We start from the raw sequence: 18677 nt of genomic DNA, 5'->3' as shown, positions 1-18677 counted from the left end.
ATATAGGCCATTAATTGCTTTGTTCGAGCTTCTAAAAACCAAAATTTGAATACCCATTTGAATATCCATTTGAATATCCAATGGCAAAATTTTGAGGTTTACGGCCACTTTTTAAAATGGCTTTTCAGGCAGTATTTTGCTTTGAAATCTTGTTTAAGGGTTCTACCTTTGGAATAAATAAAAAAGTGGCACAAACCGCATAGAACGGACAGTTTCCGGAGTTTTACTTTTTTAAGGACATAATTATCCAAAGGAGAGGAGGAGTGTGCTCGGTTAACAGACAGTTTTATGACAGTTTAAGACAAAATCGGACGTTTTTCACAATTCGTAAAGAACTGCGGTCCCGCTTTAAAATCGAACAAAACAACTGTTTTACAGTGACTTAATATATTTTTTAGCTTAATTTAGTTTGGTACAATTTGAAATACCCCCCTTAACCAGAATTTCCGACAGATCTTTTACATCGTATTCTCCGGGTAGTTCATATCCGTTTATAAATATGGTGGGCGTATGGGTTATATTCTCCATATCACACCATTGACGCATACGTTCGATTTTCGAATTCTGTTCTTTTAATTCGCCGTTCATAGGATATTTTTCAGCAAACAACTCATAATCTTTCTTATCTGCCGTATACCAGTCATCCAAAGCTTGTTGCATGATACTTTTATCTTTCTGCGCATCTATGGCCAAGAAATGTTTTACCGGTTGCCCCCTCGGGTCCCTTTCATCTGTGCTGGCCGTGAAAAGCATTTGCAAGTTGATTTTTCCTGTATTAACAAGTTCCTCCAAAACAGGATGTACACGGGCGCAAGGACTGCAATAAGGGTTACATACTTTTATGATGTGATGTTTTGCACCATTTTTATTTATGGAAATCCCAAGCCCTTCAGGTAATGTTTTTAATTTTCTCGATTTGATTATCAACCCGTTAAACACGGAAGGGTTGTTTTTTATTTTCCCAAGTCTCCTTTTATATAAATTAGTTTCCGCCCCTTTTTCTACTAATTGTTTTATATATTTCCACATTACAATCGTACCCAAGGCAACTGTGAAAAATATGGGAAGGCTCCCAAGATCGGCAGGGTTTTCGTATAGATTTCCGATCAGGACCAACATCAACTCAAAAGTCAATACTGCCTGCACGGTAATGCAAAATTTACACCACTGCCTGATAACCACTCCCTGATAATAAGTAGAAATCAAAACCACCGGGAAAGCCAGTATGCTCAAAATGGAAACAAAGCCTATAGAACCCGGAGAAAAATTCTGGAAAAGGAGACACATAAAAGATCCTGAAAAATAGGAAAACCCGACAATACTCAAATTCAGATTACCACCAAGTAATTTCGCATACCCGGAATTTAACACGGAATCGCAATTAATTTTCTTTCCTCCGGAACAAAAATTCCGCAAAGTGGGGTTATACTTATCAACTTCATACCATAAAAGCATGGCAGTTACAATTATTCCCGCAAGCTTCAAGAATAAATACACTCCGATTACAGAAAAAAACGAATGGTTATTGATATCCTGTATCTTTGTTAAGCTCATAAACGCCCAACCCAGAAAAGACAGTATTATAAAAATCTTCAGGACATTAAAAATCCTCCTGGAAACTCTTTTTTTCTCTATATCAATTTCTTTGGATTCTTCACCTCTTTCAGCCAATAAACAAACTCCTGTCCAATATTTTAAAAAGTTTTCCCTGGAATCGCGTGACAATTTGTTTTTTTCGTCAAAATACACCATTTCCCTATCCGTAACATCCTTTAAAACATAAAACAAAGTATCGTTTCGAACAGATACCTGAACAAGACAAGGGAAAGGTATCTTGTCAAAATCATCTATATCAACTTTGGCCGCGAGATTTTCAATTTTATACCTGTTCAGAGTGTCTGAAATTGATAATAAGCTGGGATAGTCTGGATGGGAAAGAATAGAATCCTCTACATATTCGTCTGTATATTCAACTTTAAGTAATTGAAGTATTTTCTTTGTAGACGACACACAATTATCCATAAAAGAAAGTATGTTAGGTTGGTTAGATTTGGTAAAATGTAAATTAAACACTTATGCTAATTTAAGTACTAAAATTATAAAAAACAAAATATTTAATATAAAAACAGATGTATTCATAAAAAATACGGCTGTAAATAAAAGAAAACATAATCACACGTGAATAATGGATAAGGAAAAAGGCTCCCTTACTTCGGCTTGTCGAAGTAGGGATGTCCTGCTGTGCAGGACGGGGAGTTTGACCAGCCCAAGTCCTGGGAATTGCTCCCAAACACTTATGTTTATCCAATGATTTGGGATTTCAAACCCTCCGATCCCGATTAAAATCGGGACCACCTCCCTTCGTCTGAAGGGAGGAGCTTTTAAAGACTCAAAACAGAACTTAAACTTTTACAATGCTTTTGCCCTGGACAACTTATCCATTATTCACGTTAATCATGCATTGACTTATATTTTAAACACAAAAGGACCCGCAAAAGCCGGCCCCTTTATACAAATGAATATCATTTACGGTCTACTGATCCCACCACACTTTTCCGTGAATATCATCATCGCCTCCAAACTGCCGTTGCACGGCTTCTTCATAATTGTCGGCATTATTGAACACTTCATTATCCGGGTAACTTAACCTTCCCGGAACGGGAACACCGTTGGGCTCGACAAGGTTATCGGGATACCCTGTTCTCCTCCACTCCGCCCAGGCTTCATAACCGAACATGTATAAATGTACCCAGCGCTGCGTACCTATCATTTTCATGGCATTGCCCGGTTCAAAAGCGATACCGGGCTGTGTCAGAAAGTCTGCAACTTCCTCCGTGCTTCCTGTCCACTGTTCAACAGAGGCTTCCACGGCCTGGTTGTAATACGTGGCTGCGTCACCACCTATCCATCCGCGTTCCGCCGCTTCGGCCATGGCAAAGCGCACTTGTGCATAAGTCACCAGGTACACCGGGGCATCCTGGGCATAGATATCCGATCCGAGCAGGGAATATTCTTCCGTACCGATATTTTCTTCCTCACCAAACTCCAACCCCACGTATTCATCACTTTCTCTCGCCGGATTACCATACACGGGCAACCTCGGGTCATTTACGGGTTTCATTTCATCGACCAACGTTTCTGTCAAAGCCCACCATTCACGGTTCTGGTTCACTATTTGTCCATACCAGTAATTCTGATTGTTGGCTTCCGGCAGATGGCGGAATACGAGGTTGTCTTCGTTGGAACTGAATACCCCGTCGTTCAAAGCGTCATTGAATTCCTCCTTCCCCCTGGCCGGGGCTACTTCAGACAAGCGAAGTGCCATTAACAACCGGACGGTATTGCCCAGTTTCTGCCATTTGGACATATCACCGCCATAGATGATGTCATTATCTATATCTCCTTCGACGACCGTTGCTACTGCCGCTTTCAATTCTTCAAACAGACTGTTATAAATGGATTCCTGGGAGTCGTAAACCGGAGTAAAGTTATCTGAGCCTTGCAAGGCTTCGGTATAGGGAATATCACCCCACCTGTCCGTTACATTCCAGAAGAAATAGGCCTTAAGTATCCTGGCCACGGCAATCTGGTTGGCGATGGGTCCTTCCCCGGCATCGAGGTCATCCGAGTCGATGGCGGCCTGCAGGTTCATAAGCGGTTCTTCGTACCAGGAATAAAAACTGGTGCTCTCCTGCGGATAAAGCGAAGTCCCCACATACTGGGTCTCGGCCAGGTATTGTGCCATAAACTCCCCCTTCGGGGAAGAACTCAGGCCCGGCAGGTACAATGCCGCATTTGCTATAAGCTGTGTTCCCGAAGCCACTCCGGGCCGGGTGGGATCGGTATTTATACTGTCACTGAAATCACTGCAGCCCGAGAGCACCAGGCTGCACAGTACTGCTGCTATATATTGGATCGTTTTCATTTTTCTCTGGTTTAAAATGTGACATTCAGGTTGATTCCGTACGACCTTACCGAAACGAGTTGTCCCGACTCATACCAGCTTATCGCCTGACTTCCGGTAGAAATTTCGGAAGGGTCGATCCCTTTGGGTGCCTCCTGCCATATCATGGCCGGATTGCGCGCTATCAAGGACACGTTTACGGACTTAAAGGGCAGCTTATCCAGCAATTTTTCGCCAAGAGAATATCCCAGCCGCACTTCCCTGAGTTTTATGTAAGAGGCATCGTAGAGCCATTCTTCATAAACGCTCCTCCCCAGTACATTCCTGTAGTAAGACCTCGCATCTACATAGGCGCTGACCGCTTCACCGGTCTCCGCAGAGATTCCAGTAACCTTTACTCCTCCTCCGTCTTCCAGGGGGTCCCTTACATTGTTCCCCAGGTCATTCATCGCTACCGTTACGGGGTCCTGCCCTGTTCTTACGGCAAGCATTTTGGATCGGCTGAAAAATTGTCCCCCGCCCTGGAAGTCGATCATAGCAGCTATGTTGAACCTGCCTATGCGGAAATTGTTCTGAAAACCGCCGTTAAAATCCGGGAGTACGGTGCCGAAATCATGTGTGGCATCGGTATATAAGGGCATATTGTCTTCTCCCAGCAATATTTTCCCGGTTTCGGAATCGCGCTGATAGGCTTGTCCCACCAGACTGCCAAAAGGTTTTCCTTTATAGGAATTCAGATAGCTGGTAACACTGGAATATGTAGTTGAACCGTAATTGTACACATCTACTCCCGGCGCCAGCTCCACTACCTCACTCCTGTTCCGGTTGATGTTAAAACTGGTTTCCCAGGTAAAGTTATCCGTTTGAACAGGCCGCGCATTCAACGCAATCTCAAACCCCTTATTTTCAATGAGCCCGGCATTGATAATTGTGGAACCGAAACCACTGGTCCCGGAAAGGTTCAGGTCGATGATCTGGTTTTTGTTCTTTTGTACGTAATATGTAAAATCGATTCCCAACCGGTTTTTGAAGAAACGGATATCAAAACCGGCTTCATAGGAATGGGCAAAGGAAGGCTCTATTCCCGAGTTATAAAGTTCATCGGGCAGGTATAAGGTATTTACACCGTTATAAACCGTCCCCACTTCATAGACCTCCCTGATCTGGTACGGATCAAAATCAGAACCGGCCTGGGCATAGCTGAATCGCAACTTCCCGAAAGACAATGGCTTCCAGTCCATTAGTTCACTGAACACGAAACTTCCGGAAACCGACGGGTACCAATAGGAATTGTTGTTCTTCGGAAGTGTGGACGAGTTGTCATTACGAATAGATGCATCTACAAAATAGGTGTCCTTGTACCCCAGAGAAACCATTCCGAACATACTCCTGACCTGCCTTCTCAACAGGTATGATTCGTTTACCGGCCTGTCTATGGAAGCCTCTATGTTGTAATATCCCGGTGCGGACAATCCCCCTACCGTTTCCTGATACAGGTAGGAATACCTGCGGTAATACACGTTTCCTCCCAGGGTACCGTTGAGGGAAAAATCTTCCCAACGTGTATTGTACTGGGCGATAAGTTCATAATTCATCTCCGTATTCTGGTATTTGCCTACGGTATAAGCAGGCACCCTTCTTCCGCCAAAGGCCGTCCTGGTCTCTATGTTCTGGATAAACATATCTGACCGCACCGCACCGCTTATCTCTAGTTCGGGAAGGATTTTATAAGTGAGCTTTACATCACCGAAAAAACGGTCCCGGCGATCATTATTGGTATTTTCATAGGCATCAAAATAGGGGTTGTTCCAGTATAGCGGACTAAAATCCGTGATTTCGCCGGTACCGGAATCCGGTCTGCCCAGGTTCCAGTGCAGGAATGTACCGTCGTTATAACGGTAACCCTTCATGCGGTTCATATCTATATTCCGCTGGAACCACTGTACAAAATAGCCCGTGCCGTATTCCGATCCCTGCTTCGGACGGCGACCGTCGTTCCGGGCGTAATTTACATTCGTGGAAACATTCAATTTATCGGTAATGTCCAGGCCTGCACTCAATCCGAGGTTATTGCGTTTCAGGTAGGTATTGGGTTCCACACCTTCAATCCGTGTATCGTTAAAGCTCAGCCTGTAAGTTGTGTTCTCATTTCCCCCGGTTATGGTGACGCTGTTGTTGAAGTTCAGCCCGGTTTCATAAAAATCCTTAATATTATCGGGATGCGGTACAAACGGGGTAAGCTGACCGTATTCTTCATCCTGCGGATAAAAACTGAATACCTGCCTTACCATGGTACCGTCCATTCTCGGTCCCCAGCTTTCATCAACGCTCATATCCACATACCTGTCGCCGTTGGGAAGTGTACGCCAGGTCTGGCCGGAACCACCTCCATACATATTCTGAAGCGGCATAAAATTCCCGGTCTTTTCTATGGCAAAAGAGGAATTGAGTTCCACACTTACATCTTTGACACCCTTTTTTCCTTTTTTTGTGGTTATCATAATCACCCCGTATTGTCCCCTTATTCCATATAGGGCAGATGCCGCAGGTCCTTTCAGCACGTTTACAGAGGCTATATCGGCAGGATTAATATCCTGGGCGAGGTTACCGTAATCGGCAGCGGCACTTCCTGAAAAATTGGCATTGGATATGGGGGTACCGTCTATAACAATTAAAGGCTGGTCGGCCCCGCCAATGGAGTTCACCCCCCTTATTTTTATTTTCTGGGTCCCTCCCATACTGGCGCCGGAAGCCCCGGTGACCTGTACCCCAGCCACACGCCCCGAAAGGGAACCGATGACATTCTGCTCATTGGTCATGGTGAAGTTCTCCCCTCCGACCTCCTGAGTGGCATATCCCAATGATTTTTTCTCACGGGATATTCCGAGTGCCGTAACCACTACTTCATCCAGTGCTTCGAGCGACGGGTCAAGGGTTACATTGATAGTCTCCCGGTCCCCTACGGTCACTTCTTTCGGTTCAAAACCGAGATAAGTGAATACCAGTACGCTTTCTGCAGTTACACCATCTATGGTATAGTCGCCTTCCGCTCCGCTGATGGTCCCTGTAGTAGTCCCTTTTACGAGAATACTCACTCCCATGACCGGCGTCCCGTCTTCTGCCGAAATCACCTTTCCGGATACGGTTTTTTCCTGTCCGTAAGCAACAACAATACCTGCGCCGAACAGTAATAACAATAACATTTGTCTCATAGTTAATTAGTTTAAATGATGGGTTGTTCGTGATGGTCTGGTATGTACCGTAAAACAGTATCGGAGTGTACAAAATCGTTCTCCCTGTTTACAGTGTAAAAACGGCGAATAGCGTTTTCGAAGATCCTTTTGCATACCAAACGGACTTTTATCAATAATTCGCTGACCGTGTCGTGGCCATAAAGGTCTTATCTCATCAGCATGAGGCAGGATAAGCAGGGGATAGCACAAAAAAATCCGGAATTACCTGTATTCGAAATAGGAGGTCATAGGTATATCTGCCATGGTTCGCAGTCCCGGTTGTGCACGGATCACGGAACTTATGGCATTCACCGTAATGGCACAGGTGGCCGTATCGCCATTGATACCGCCTTCTATCCGCGACTTAAATCCCGGAATACCGGTAACTTCCACTTCGTCGTAAGATTCGGGTTCGCCTATTGCGGCCTGGAATACCAGTTCCACTTTGGCCTGTCCGTTTATAAATCCCCTGCCCACCTGTCTCACTCCGGCTGCATATCCTTTTTTAATGGTCCGGGAAGGACGGAAAATGTCTTTTGTTGCAAACACCGGACTTATCACGTCTTCTGTCCTTTCCAGCTTCCATCCCATCTTCCCGGCGATAAAATGTATGGATTCGGTAAGCCCCACATGTCTCAGAATCCCCTTGTTTTTTGCCATTTCAAAATCGTCGGGAGACAGGCCTGCCCCGATCTTATCCTGAAAGGGAATACGCCTGAAAGACGCATCCTGATAGCGATTTACCTTTATGCTTTCCACCTGCCGGCAAACGGAGGTCAAAAAAACCGGCAATGCATCCATTAAAAACCCCGGGTTTACTCCCGTACCCACCACGGCAACATTATTTGCCCTGGCAGCGGTATCTATTTCAACGGCCAGTTCCGGGGCAGTTTCATAAGGGAAGCTGAGTTCTTCGCAGGTAGACACAACGGGAATTCCCCTTTTAACAATTTCCACCACTTGTTTCGTGATCCTTTTCATATCGGACACTGTGGTGAGTACGGCTACATCGGGTGCGGTACTCAGTGCCTGCTTAAGATCTCCCGATATTTCGATATTCCCGTTGAGGTATGGTGAAAACTCCTTCAGGGATTTTCCTTTTTTATCCGCGGCCGTATCTATGGCGGCTACGGTCCTTAATCCGGGACGCCCGGCAATGAATTCGGCAATTTTTATTCCCAACGGTCCCATGCCGACCTGTACGATCTTTATGTCATTCATCAATTTGCAGGTTTATTCTCCGTAACGTGTTCCAAAGTAGCTATAGGAAAGGAAAATATATGTGCGGATACTGCTAAATTTTAAACAAAAATTCTAATGAAAGTGAATTTTATAACAAAAAAAATTAAATTAAAGGAAGAATTAGCCTGACTTTACCTATGAAACCTGACTTCCGGCTAACCGGTTTTTTATTTCCCGGGGGCTGTACCCGTAATAACTTCTGAAAAGGCGGCTGAAAGAGCTCGGGTTGTCATAGCCAACTTCGTGCAGTATGCCCGATACGGGTAACTCTGTTTTCCGGATAAGATCCCTGGCATGGGAAAGCCTTTCACGGGTAAGATATTCCAACGGTGTATGGCCGAATAGCTGTTTGAACACCCGGAAGAAATGATAGGGCGACATGGCCACAACACTACTCACCTCGGCTATAGTCAGTTTTTTATCCAGGTGTGCCCTCATATAATCCCCGGCCATGTAGAGCCGCTTCAGCAATTCCTGCCGGGTAGCGTCTTTCCTGGATTGCAGATCATCTGCTTTTTTAAGAACGCGCACATGGTTACGGAATATTTTTTCCAGCAGGAGAAAACGGAGCTGTTCATAGTACATCATATCCTTCTCACTCCGTGTAATTGCAGCGGCAAACTCTTCCAGCAGTTTCCGGATGGCCCCGTTCGTTTCATACGAACTGTCCAGCCAGTCCATTTCCCGGAAAACACCGGGAGGCACTCCGTCAAGAAGGTCTTCATCCTTTCCGGAAAGGGTATGGAAGGCATCTGCAATATCTTTCCAGCCGTAAGCGACAATAATGGATTCCGTGGGATAAAGGGAATCGATCTGAGTGTAGTATTTCTGACCGTCGTGTACTATAAGATAGTTGTTTTCCCGGAGTATGACATCCTTGCCTCCCACGTGATAATACTGGTAACCGCTGAGCACAGCCCTTACCGTAAACCTGGAAATATGAATCCCCGAATTAAGGTGTTCGGAACGCACAAAAAAGGCATTGCCGTGGGCCCATTTATTAACATGCCCCTTCTGGGAACAGAAGTTGTTGTGATCTACTGCGCTCAACAGACCACTGCAATATGGACAGATGGGTTCCAAGGTTTAAGGTTTCTGGTTCAAAGTTTCAAGTTTATTAATTAAAACGACTAAAATTCTCTTCCTCCGGGGGGAGATGCCGAAGGCAGAGGGGGACGCCTTATTTACCTGATCATGTTGTTTCTGCCGCACCCGGGATAAACCTGCATGAGTGATCGCATTAAAACTGTACCTCTACCGGATTGGCAAGTCTTTCTGCAAAATGCTTCAGGTAGGCATCCCATTCGCCGGCATCGGCAAACTGGTCGCTTTTCTTCCAGCCGAACCCTGCATAATAGACGACTTTGTTATCCTTCGCATCGGCCATGACAAGTAACTGACTACCGTCTTTATAATCTACCCGGTGGTCTTTATAGTTCATTACCATTGCGGGGGCAATCACTACTCCTACTCCCAGTTCCGAACCGTCCATGGGCTCCCAGTAACGGAACCAGCCCTCTTCCTTTTCAGTCCGTATTTCACCTTCTTTTTCGTGGAGCATAAGCCCTATGGTAACATTGGGCAAAGGTTCTTCACTCTCATAAACGGATTCAAAACGGCTCAGGTTCGATCCGAGGTCGAGACTGATGCGTTTGGTTTCCTTTACTTTTATACTATCGGCATTCCAGGCGGCATATTTCAATTCAAAAACAGTACGCACAGGACCAACAGCTATGGTTTTATAATCGGTAAAATTCTTTGATGTGTAAAGTGAATCGTTCATCCATATCCCGGTTCCTCCAACACCCCTGCTGGACCCTACGTGATAGGGGTCATACCCTTCCCCGGTATCTTTATGATAAGCGCCTTCCTCTTCTTCATTGTTCTTATACCATTTATCGATGACGGGATATTCCACCCTCTTCAGCCAGGCATCCATACCGCTGGAAAGGGTTCCTCCGGGTTCACCTTCCTCTACTCTGCGCTGGGCTTCCGGACCGTAGGTACGAAAGGCTACACGGTCGTTCTCCCAGGCATAATCGTCTGTCCTTTCGGGTACGAAACGGGAAAAGGTGGTCAGTTCCCCCGCTGTTTTTTGTGCCGGAACATCTTCAGAAATTTTCGCTACCAGTTCCCTGGTCGCTCCTCCCTTGAGATCGGTCTGGAAAAGGAGTTCATCCGGGGTACCGTCTCCATCATTATCCACCAGTTGTGTTACCAGGGTATCCCCGCTGGCCTTATCGGTAATGAGCAGATTTTCAATGCCCGAAGTCCCGGCCAGGGAATCAAATTTTTCAGGAGCTATACTTACGGTTTCCGAAAAACGGTCGGTATTCAATGGGTTTTTTACTGAAAATTCCAGTACGGGAGCGGGTTGTTCACAGCTTGCCAACATGCCCAGTACCAAAATTCCTGTTGTCAGTTTTTTCATAATTGGTTTTTTGGGGATTAATTTCCATAAAATCTTTCCTTTCAAAGATAAGCAAATAGATAAAACGACAGTCCTTCTTTACTGCTTTACTACAAGATATACACGCTTTGTTGCAAAAAAACGCAGGCCGGAAACAAACAGGCCCCTCAGCGGTATATGATACTACCTGAGGGGCCTGTGGCAAACATATCAGCCCCGGAAAAGGCCTTTATATAAACCTGTTAATATCCGGGGTTCTGGATTAGTTTGTCATTCCGGTTCATCTCATCCCTGTGGATGGATATGAAATACATTTTATCCTGCCATTGCCTGTCTTCGATTCCGGGGTCCAGGGACATTGGTGTATAGGTATAGTCATAACTTTCCGGATCGTAACGGTATACCTGTACTTCCGCACCGGATTTTAAGGTCCCGAACACACTGATGGTCCTCACCTGTTCTCCTAAAGTTTCAGGGGCCACCATCCATCGCCTGGCATCGTGAAAGCGGTGTTCTTCGTATACGAGTTCAACCCTCCGTTCGTTTCTGTACCGCTCCATCAGCGCATCGCCCGAATCTGTAATTTCGGGCATTCCGGCACGATAGCGTATCCTGTTGAGCCAGTTCCTTGCTTCACCTTCTTCTCCGAGTTCTATACAGGCTTCCACATAGTTCAGCACAGCTTCGGTATATTTCAATACCGGCCAGGGGATCTGCTGCCTGGTATTCTGATCGATTATGGCAGGGTCGGGATCGATGAACTTGCGCATGGTATAACCGGTATGACTTCCGTTCCAGTCTTCTATGGGGCTGTTACGGGTATCCAGTCCGTAGTACACTTCCTTCTCCCCCGAACTATTGATAATTTCATACTGTCCGGCCTGTATCTGGTTAAACGGGTCTCTTTCCGTAACATCGTCTGTTCTCGGTTTCCAGTCTGCCCCGTCATGCAGGATACTGGCATAAAACCTGGGATCACGGTCATTATAGGGGGCTCCCGCATGGTCGGGATTGTCCCAGTCAAAACGGCTGCCGTCTATCATTTCGTAATCGTCCACCAGGTTTTGTGTAGGGGTATTTCCGGACCAGTTGTGGTAACCGTTCGGCCCGTTGTTACGCCCGACATATGCCCCGCCTTCATCTTTTTCATCTACAAAATACCGTCCGAGGATTAACTCGATTTCCGCAGATGCATCTGCTACGCCACTACCTCCCCCGAGGGAAAGTGCTACGTAGTTTTCTTCCCCTTCTTCCGGAGATACGGGGGCTGAAAGACCAAGTTTATACCCGAGGTTCATATCCACCACCGCTTTTGCGGCTGCTTTGGCTTTTTCCCATCTTTCTGTACGGTTGCCCGAGGTGTACCCCAGGTATTCCGGGTTGGAATATCCCGCAATTACTGAAGAGTTGGCAGAAGCCGTCGGGATATCGTGCAGGTCACTTGCGGCATAGAGCAACACACGGGCCTTAAGTGCCATCGCAGCAATTTCCGTAGCCCTTCCTTCGGATATCGGTTGTCCCTCAAGAAATTCCGATGCCTGATCGCAATCGGCCACGATAAAATTCACGCATTCTTCGTAGGTATCCCTCGGAATGGTATAATCTTCTTCTCCGAGTTCATATACCTTCTCCACCAGGGGGACCGCCCCGTAATAGCGTAGTAACTGCTGATAGAAGAAGGCCCGTAAAAAATGGGCTTCGCCTTTAAGCCTTTGTGCCAATTCGGGATTGTCAAACATGGGTTCCTCCAGGTTTTTTAAAGCAATATTAGCGGCGCGGATACGGGTGTACATATTGCTCCATTCGTAATTGCCACTTATCCATCCCTGGCTTGCGGGATTGGAATTGGCCCCGTTAAACTCCTTATATCCCCGTCCGGAATGTGTAAATAAGGCTTCATCGGAAGCGGAGGCCAGCATTTCTTCATCAAACCCTCCCTGTCCGAAGCCGTTGTAGATATCCAGCACGAATGCTTCAGACAATGCAGCGTCTGCCCACACATCGGAAGCCGGCACTTCGTCCAGGGGTTTTGTACCTACAAAATCGTCACTACACGATGCCGCCGCAAACAGGGCAACAAACATGTACATGTATATATGTTTTATTCTTGAATTGTTCATGACAAAAGATTTTAAAAGGTTACGGATACTCCCATGTTCACAATACGGGACTGCGGATAATACTGCCCGGTGGAGTTCACGGATTCCGGATCCAATACTTTTATCTTGCTCCACGTAGCCAGGTTAAGTCCGCTCAGATATAACCTGAGGTTGCTTATCCCTATTTTATCTCCTATTTCGGCAGGCAGGGTATAGCCCAGCTCCACGTTTTTCAGGCGGATATAATTTGTGCTTCTCAGCCAATAGGTATTCCCGAAGGAATAGTACTGATCACTACGATCGGTAATCCTGGGGTGTACACTACTCGGGTTATCTACTGTCCAGCGGTTTTTATAGAAGTCCAGCAGGTAGTTACCAATAGCCCCCGATTCGTCTGTACCTACCCGTAATTCTCCTCCGGTAGCTCCCTGAAAAAGGATAGTAAGGTCAAAATCCTTGTATTGTGCCCCTATGTTAAGGCCGCCCTGAAAAGTGGGCTGGGTATTCCTGTCCCTGCGCACCTGGTCGTCCGGAGTGATTTTTCCGTCACCGTTATGGTCCTTGTACTTCATATCTCCCGGTCTCAGGCTGTTGGTAATAACACTGTAGTCCAGGGGATTGTTGGCAATTTCTTCCTGATCCCGGAATACGCCGTCGTAAATATAGTACAGTTCTGCATTGATGGCCCTTCCGGTAGATCGCTGCCACTCGGGAGCGCCGGGAGCCTCATCCCAGAACTTGATCTTATTCTTGGCATAACCGCCATTTACGTTCACGTTGTATTGCAGTTCGCCAACTTTTCCGTTGTATCCCAGGTTGAATTCCCAACCGCGGTTCTCTACCTTACCTATATTCTCTGCCGGGAGCGTCATCCCCGTGGTTTGCGGTACTGAAGCATTTCTTCGCCACAGAATACTGTTTCGCTTATTCAGAAACATATCAAATTCGAAGTTCACCCGGCCGTCAAACAACTGTCCGTCAAGACCAATGTTATAGTTATTGGCTTCCTCCCAGGTAACCATGGTATTGGGCACACGGGTCTCATACAGGCTTTTGGCCACTCCTCCGTCTACGATATAGGAACCGAAACCGTAAGTGGAATAATACTGGTATTCCTGTAATGTGGCTTCTCCGTCATCATCGTGATCGAAATAGATGTTGTCATTCCCCATCTGCCCCCAGGAAGCCCGGAGTTTCAGGTAGTTTACAACAGGGACATTATCCTTCCAGAAGTTTTCTTCCGAAATGCGCCAGCCCAGCATCACTCCCGGGAAAAAACCGTAACGGTTATCTTCGGGGAACATATAGGAACCGTCATACCTCCACAAAAATTCGGCGAGGTATTTTTCCTTGTAGTTATATCCTACCCGGCCGAAATAATTAAGGCGCGCCCGTTCCCAGGCATCACCGCCATTATCTTTCTCGGCATCACCGCCGGCAAACATCTGGTCGATAACCGTTGAAATAAAATACCTTCGGAATGCAAAAAAATTGTCGTTCCTGATCGTCTCCCGGTTGACTCCGGCAAGGAGGTTGATCTCATGATCACCGAAAGTACGGTCATAGGTAAGCACACCGCCGAGCAGTATATTGAGCTGGTCCTGGTTTTCCTGCCTGAGGTTCGGTTCGGCCGGTCCGCGTTTACCTTCGATAAGCTTGGGAGTTTCCCCGTCCTCTTCATATTCACCCTGCCAGGTATAGAGATACCACGGGATTTCCCAGCGTTTAATCTGCTGGATGTATTTATCCACTGCGGCTGTCCCCGTAAATTTGAGTCCTTCTATCCACGGGATTTTTATTTCCACCTTTCCGTTGGTCTGGAAATAATACCTCCTGTCCCTGTCATAACCGGTCTGGCTGGTAGTGATCACTACCGGGTTCTCCCCGTATTCGATATCCGGACCGGGAAGTCCGTTGGGCCAATAGGCCGGTTTCGTGGGAATTCCCCGCATGAGCATCCTGAAAATGGCACTGGCTGGCTTGGTGGGGTAATTCCGGTCTTCCTGCCGGCCCAGCACTCCTATCTGTGTGGTGATATGATCGCTGATCTTGGCATCCAGATTGATACGTATATCGTATTGTTTATAATTGGTTGCGGAGTTCCTGTAATAGGCATCCTGGTTCTGATAGCCAATGGAAGTAAGGAATCTCATGTTTTCATTCCCCCCGTTGAACTGTAAATTATGCCTTTCCTGCTTTGACCAGTCCTTAAACGTAGCGTCGAACCAATCGGTATCCGGGTGCCCCCAGGGGTCTGAACCGTCCCTGAACTTTTCGAAGTCCTCGGGCAGGAACGGGGCGGTTACGGTGCCGCCTCCCGGACGGGTATAGGTTCCCGTCTCCTGAAAAGCAGCGGTTGCGTTACCCCATTCGGATACCGGCAGCTTATACACTTCCAGATCATTCCTCATTTCGGCATATTGTGAGGCATTGGCCAGGTCGGGGATCACGGTTGGCTGGGCAAAACCCAGGTTATATCTATAGGAAAGCTGGGGTTTTCCGGTACTCCCCCTTTTTGTGGTCACCAGAATTACCCCGTTTGCCGCACGGGCTCCGTAAATGGCGGCTGATGCATCCTTCAGCACGGAGATATTCTCAATATCGGCCGGATTAAGCCTGGAAAAACCTCCCTGCCTTGCCGGGATTCCATCAATAACCACAAGAGGGCTGCTATCCCCGAAAGAGTTTGTCCCCCGAATACGGATGTTGGAATCATCCGCACCGGGTTCACCGCTATCCTGTGTGGCGATCACCCCGGGCATACGTCCGGCCAGGGCATTCGATACGTTCACCGTAGGGGATTTTGCCAGGTCCTTGCTTTGTATGGTGGCCACAGAACCCGTTACGGTTTCCCGTTTTTGTTCTCCGTACCCCACCACTACTACTTCATCGAGCTGAGCAAGGTCTTCCATGAGAACAACATTAACCACTTCTTGTCCGTCTACCGGCACTTCAAGGGTCTTAAATCCTACGTAAGAAACGACAAGTACGGCATCGGGGCCTGTAACTTCTATGGAAAAGTTTCCGTCAAAATCGGCAACTACGCCATTGGTAGTTCCTTTTTCCATAATACTCGCCCCGGCAAGGGGTTGCCCGTCTGTCTGCGCAGTAACCTGTCCGGTCACAGTCAAAAAAAACGGTGTTCTTTCCTCTCCCGGAGAGGAAGCTTCCCGGGCATGTAGAAACCCGGTCATACTGCTCACGAGCAAAATACAGATCGCATTTTGCCATAGCGCCTTTACGGCCGCACATCCAGCTGTTTTCATAAATTTAAATTTTGATTGGTGTTACTAAAAATGAAATAAAAAATTCGCTATTTATACCGAGAAAAAACTGATATAAACAGAGCGATTAATACGCTTATTTAAAAAATATTTTCGGAAAAATATAGTGCCCAGCCTATTAACAACTTAATTAAGTGTTAACAAAACACGAATATGCGAATTAATATTTAAAAAGAAAAATCAAAATACCATATCAACATAATTGATTCTAAACTAAAAAAAATAGCATTTAAACAATGTTATCGTTAACATAATAAGTGTAACAAATATACCAAAGCACCCGAAACAGACAAAAAAATGTTTTGTACTGATTTTACCAAAATAAAAAACATCATATTTTTTCTCCCCTTCATATCAGGAGGAAAACAACTTGCTTTTACCAAATAAAATTCTTAATTTACAAATCCGTCTACCCTCATATAATAAGGAAATTACATATTAAATTAATTTTAACCGTAAAATGCACTTTGATTATGGAAAATCAATTACAAAATTTTGCCGACAGGATCTCGGATTTTTTGCCAAACCTGCTGGGAGCCCTGTTGCTTCTGATCATAGGTTGGCTCATTGCCAAGGGGGTCAAGGCCATTATAGTAAAACTCCTCCGGAAAACTTCATGGGATGAAAAACTACTGGGACGCAGTGTAAAGAACACCAATGTTTTTGTAGGCAATATCTTTTACTATATTTTAATGATCATTGTCCTTCTGATAGTACTGGAGTTGCTGGGTGTAAGCCAGGTACTGGTTCCCGTTGAGAATATGATCAACGATTTCCTTTCCTATATTCCCAACCTCATCGGTGCGGCGCTTATTGCTTTTGTAGGCTATTTACTGGCAAAGTTTATTGCCAATCTCATTAACCTGGGAGGAAACCTGCTCGATAAACTCGTGGATAAGACAGGGTTTAAGGACACGGACAAGCTTGTGAACATCCTTAAAAAAGTGATCTTTATTGTTATATTCGTTCCTTTTCTCATTCAGGCTTTTAACGCATTACAGCTCGAGGCCATCTCCAGGCCTGCAAACGAAATCCTCTATGGTTTTACCGATATGATCGGGAACATCATCGTTGCCATTGCCGTACTGCTCATCTTTATCTGGGGCGGAAAATACCTCATCAATTTCCTGAAAGACCTTATGCAGAGCCTCGGACTGGACAAGGCCTCGGAAAAAATAGCATTGCAAAACGTTATTGGTCCGGGACAATCCCTGTCCGCCATCATAGCTAATATCCTTTATTTTTTTCTTGTCTTTTTTGGTATCATTACATCGGTGGATTTGCTGGAGCTTACCAAACTGTCGGATATACTTCACCAGTTACTGGAGGTTACGGGACAGATCGCTTTCGGACTACTGATTCTCGTGATCGGAAATTTCATCTCTTCGGTCATTTACAAAATGGTTTCGCGATCCAACGCCAATAAACTTGTGGCCAATATCGTACGCTGGGCATCACTGGCACTGTTCATTGCCATTGCATTGCGTACCATGGGCATTGCCAACGAAATTGTTGATCTCGCCTTCGGACTCACTCTCGGTGCCATTGCAGTGGTGATTGCACTCAGCTATGGCCTGGGCGGACGTGAAGCTGCCGGAGATCACTTCCGGGAGATCATCAAAAAACTCAAGGAGAAAGGTACGGAAGACCATAATTCCTGATTTAACATTAAAATAACCTCACACGAATAAATTTAAAGCATAATTTACATTAAGTGTAAGAAATTATTTATATATTTGTGTAGTGTTACAAGGTTAGTTTTGGTTTTATTTAGCACGACCCCCGAGAGGGGGTTTTTTATGCTGTCATGTTTTTTGTACAACCTTCCCGGGAATAACCACTCGTTGCCCTCCGTTCTATGATTTAATCGTTTAATGTGATAAATCCCTGTTTCCCCCTATTTACAGGAATAAAAGACTGTCATATATTTATACCCTGTAATTCGGTATGGTAAATCCTTTCTTTATGAAACACTTTGTCCCCGTGCTTCTGTTGATCTTGAGCTGTAGCCTGGCCAAGGCGCAGGCCAATGACAGTATTGTATTCCCGGATAACAGCTATAAAAAATGGGCACTTGTTACCGGAATCGGGCAATGGGATCATACCTTTGCAGAACTGGGCATGGCCTATCTGCAAAGTAATGGTGATCGTTGTGCCTTCGGAAGCCTGTATCACGGAACAGCCCTGACTGTCGATTACAATCCTTTTGACAACCGGGCCGGTTTGCATGCAAGCGGGTGGATGAACAACGCTTTCGGGATTATCCTGGGCGGGGATATAAATACCTACACTGATTTCCATTCGTACAATCTTGGATTCAAGCCCTTCATAGGACTGGACTGGGAAGGCCGTGTTTCATTTACTTACGGCTATAACTTCAGGGTGGTGAACGCAGGAATATCTGATATTAACAGGCATGTTATTTCCTTAAACTACCGTTTTACACTGAAAAAGTCCCGATAACCTTGCGTATAATCGGCATCCGGGAAAACAACTCAGCAACAG

Annotated in this window: 10 protein-coding genes; 2 read left to right on the top strand and 8 right to left on the bottom strand. The window is 45.9% G+C overall.

Annotation, left to right across the window (positions count from 1 at the left end; all coding sequences use genetic code 11):
• Positions 1-399: 399 nt before the first annotated feature.
• The 8 genes from LS482_RS16010 to LS482_RS15975 form a co-directional block, all read right to left on the bottom strand.
• Positions 400-2022: a vitamin K epoxide reductase family protein gene (locus LS482_RS16010; RefSeq protein ID WP_233028517.1), complete on the bottom strand. Its 1623-nt coding sequence runs from the start codon at positions 2020-2022 to the stop codon at positions 400-402.
• 511 nt (positions 2023-2533) lie between these two features.
• Positions 2534-3925, bottom strand: coding sequence for a SusD/RagB family nutrient-binding outer membrane lipoprotein (locus tag LS482_RS16005; RefSeq protein WP_233028516.1), 1392 nt, complete (start codon positions 3923-3925; stop codon positions 2534-2536).
• A gap of 11 nt (positions 3926-3936) precedes the next feature.
• Complete coding sequence (locus tag LS482_RS16000; protein ID WP_233028515.1) at positions 3937-7116, bottom strand: SusC/RagA family TonB-linked outer membrane protein; 3180 nt, start codon at positions 7114-7116, stop codon at positions 3937-3939.
• A gap of 243 nt (positions 7117-7359) precedes the next feature.
• On the bottom strand, positions 7360-8358 hold the full coding sequence (locus LS482_RS15995; RefSeq protein ID WP_233028514.1) for an NAD(P)H-dependent amine dehydrogenase family protein: 999 nt from the start codon (positions 8356-8358) through the stop codon (positions 7360-7362).
• A 156-nt stretch (positions 8359-8514) separates the two neighbouring features.
• Complete coding sequence (locus LS482_RS15990) at positions 8515-9462, bottom strand: AraC family transcriptional regulator (RefSeq protein ID WP_233028513.1); 948 nt, start codon at positions 9460-9462, stop codon at positions 8515-8517.
• A 157-nt stretch (positions 9463-9619) separates the two neighbouring features.
• Positions 9620-10810, bottom strand: a complete 1191-nt coding sequence (locus LS482_RS15985) for a BT3233 family polysaccharide utilization protein (RefSeq protein ID WP_233028512.1) — start codon at positions 10808-10810, stop codon at positions 9620-9622.
• A 221-nt stretch (positions 10811-11031) separates the two neighbouring features.
• Complete coding sequence (locus LS482_RS15980) at positions 11032-12909, bottom strand: RagB/SusD family nutrient uptake outer membrane protein (protein ID WP_233028511.1); 1878 nt, start codon at positions 12907-12909, stop codon at positions 11032-11034.
• Between the two features lie 11 nt (positions 12910-12920).
• Positions 12921-16154 carry a SusC/RagA family TonB-linked outer membrane protein gene (locus LS482_RS15975; protein ID WP_233028510.1) on the bottom strand — a complete coding sequence of 1078 codons (3234 nt, stop codon included), beginning with the start codon at positions 16152-16154 and terminating at the stop codon, positions 12921-12923.
• Positions 16155-16645: 491 nt separating this feature from the next.
• Here LS482_RS15975 and LS482_RS15970 point away from each other — a divergent pair, with 491 nt between their 5' ends.
• Positions 16646-17833 carry a mechanosensitive ion channel gene (locus LS482_RS15970; RefSeq protein WP_233028509.1) on the top strand — a complete coding sequence of 396 codons (1188 nt, stop codon included), beginning with the start codon at positions 16646-16648 and terminating at the stop codon, positions 17831-17833.
• 304 nt (positions 17834-18137) lie between these two features.
• A complete protein-coding gene (locus LS482_RS15965) occupies positions 18138-18635 on the top strand; it encodes a hypothetical protein (protein ID WP_233028508.1) in 498 nt (165 codons plus the stop codon).
• The last annotated feature ends 42 nt before the right edge of the window (positions 18636-18677 follow it).

The sequence above is a fragment of the Sinomicrobium kalidii genome, assembly GCF_021183825.1.
GTDB lineage: Bacteria > Bacteroidota > Bacteroidia > Flavobacteriales > Flavobacteriaceae > Sinomicrobium > Sinomicrobium kalidii.
Note: the sequence above shows the minus strand (reverse complement) of the source record. Positions and strands in the feature narration are given on the sequence as shown.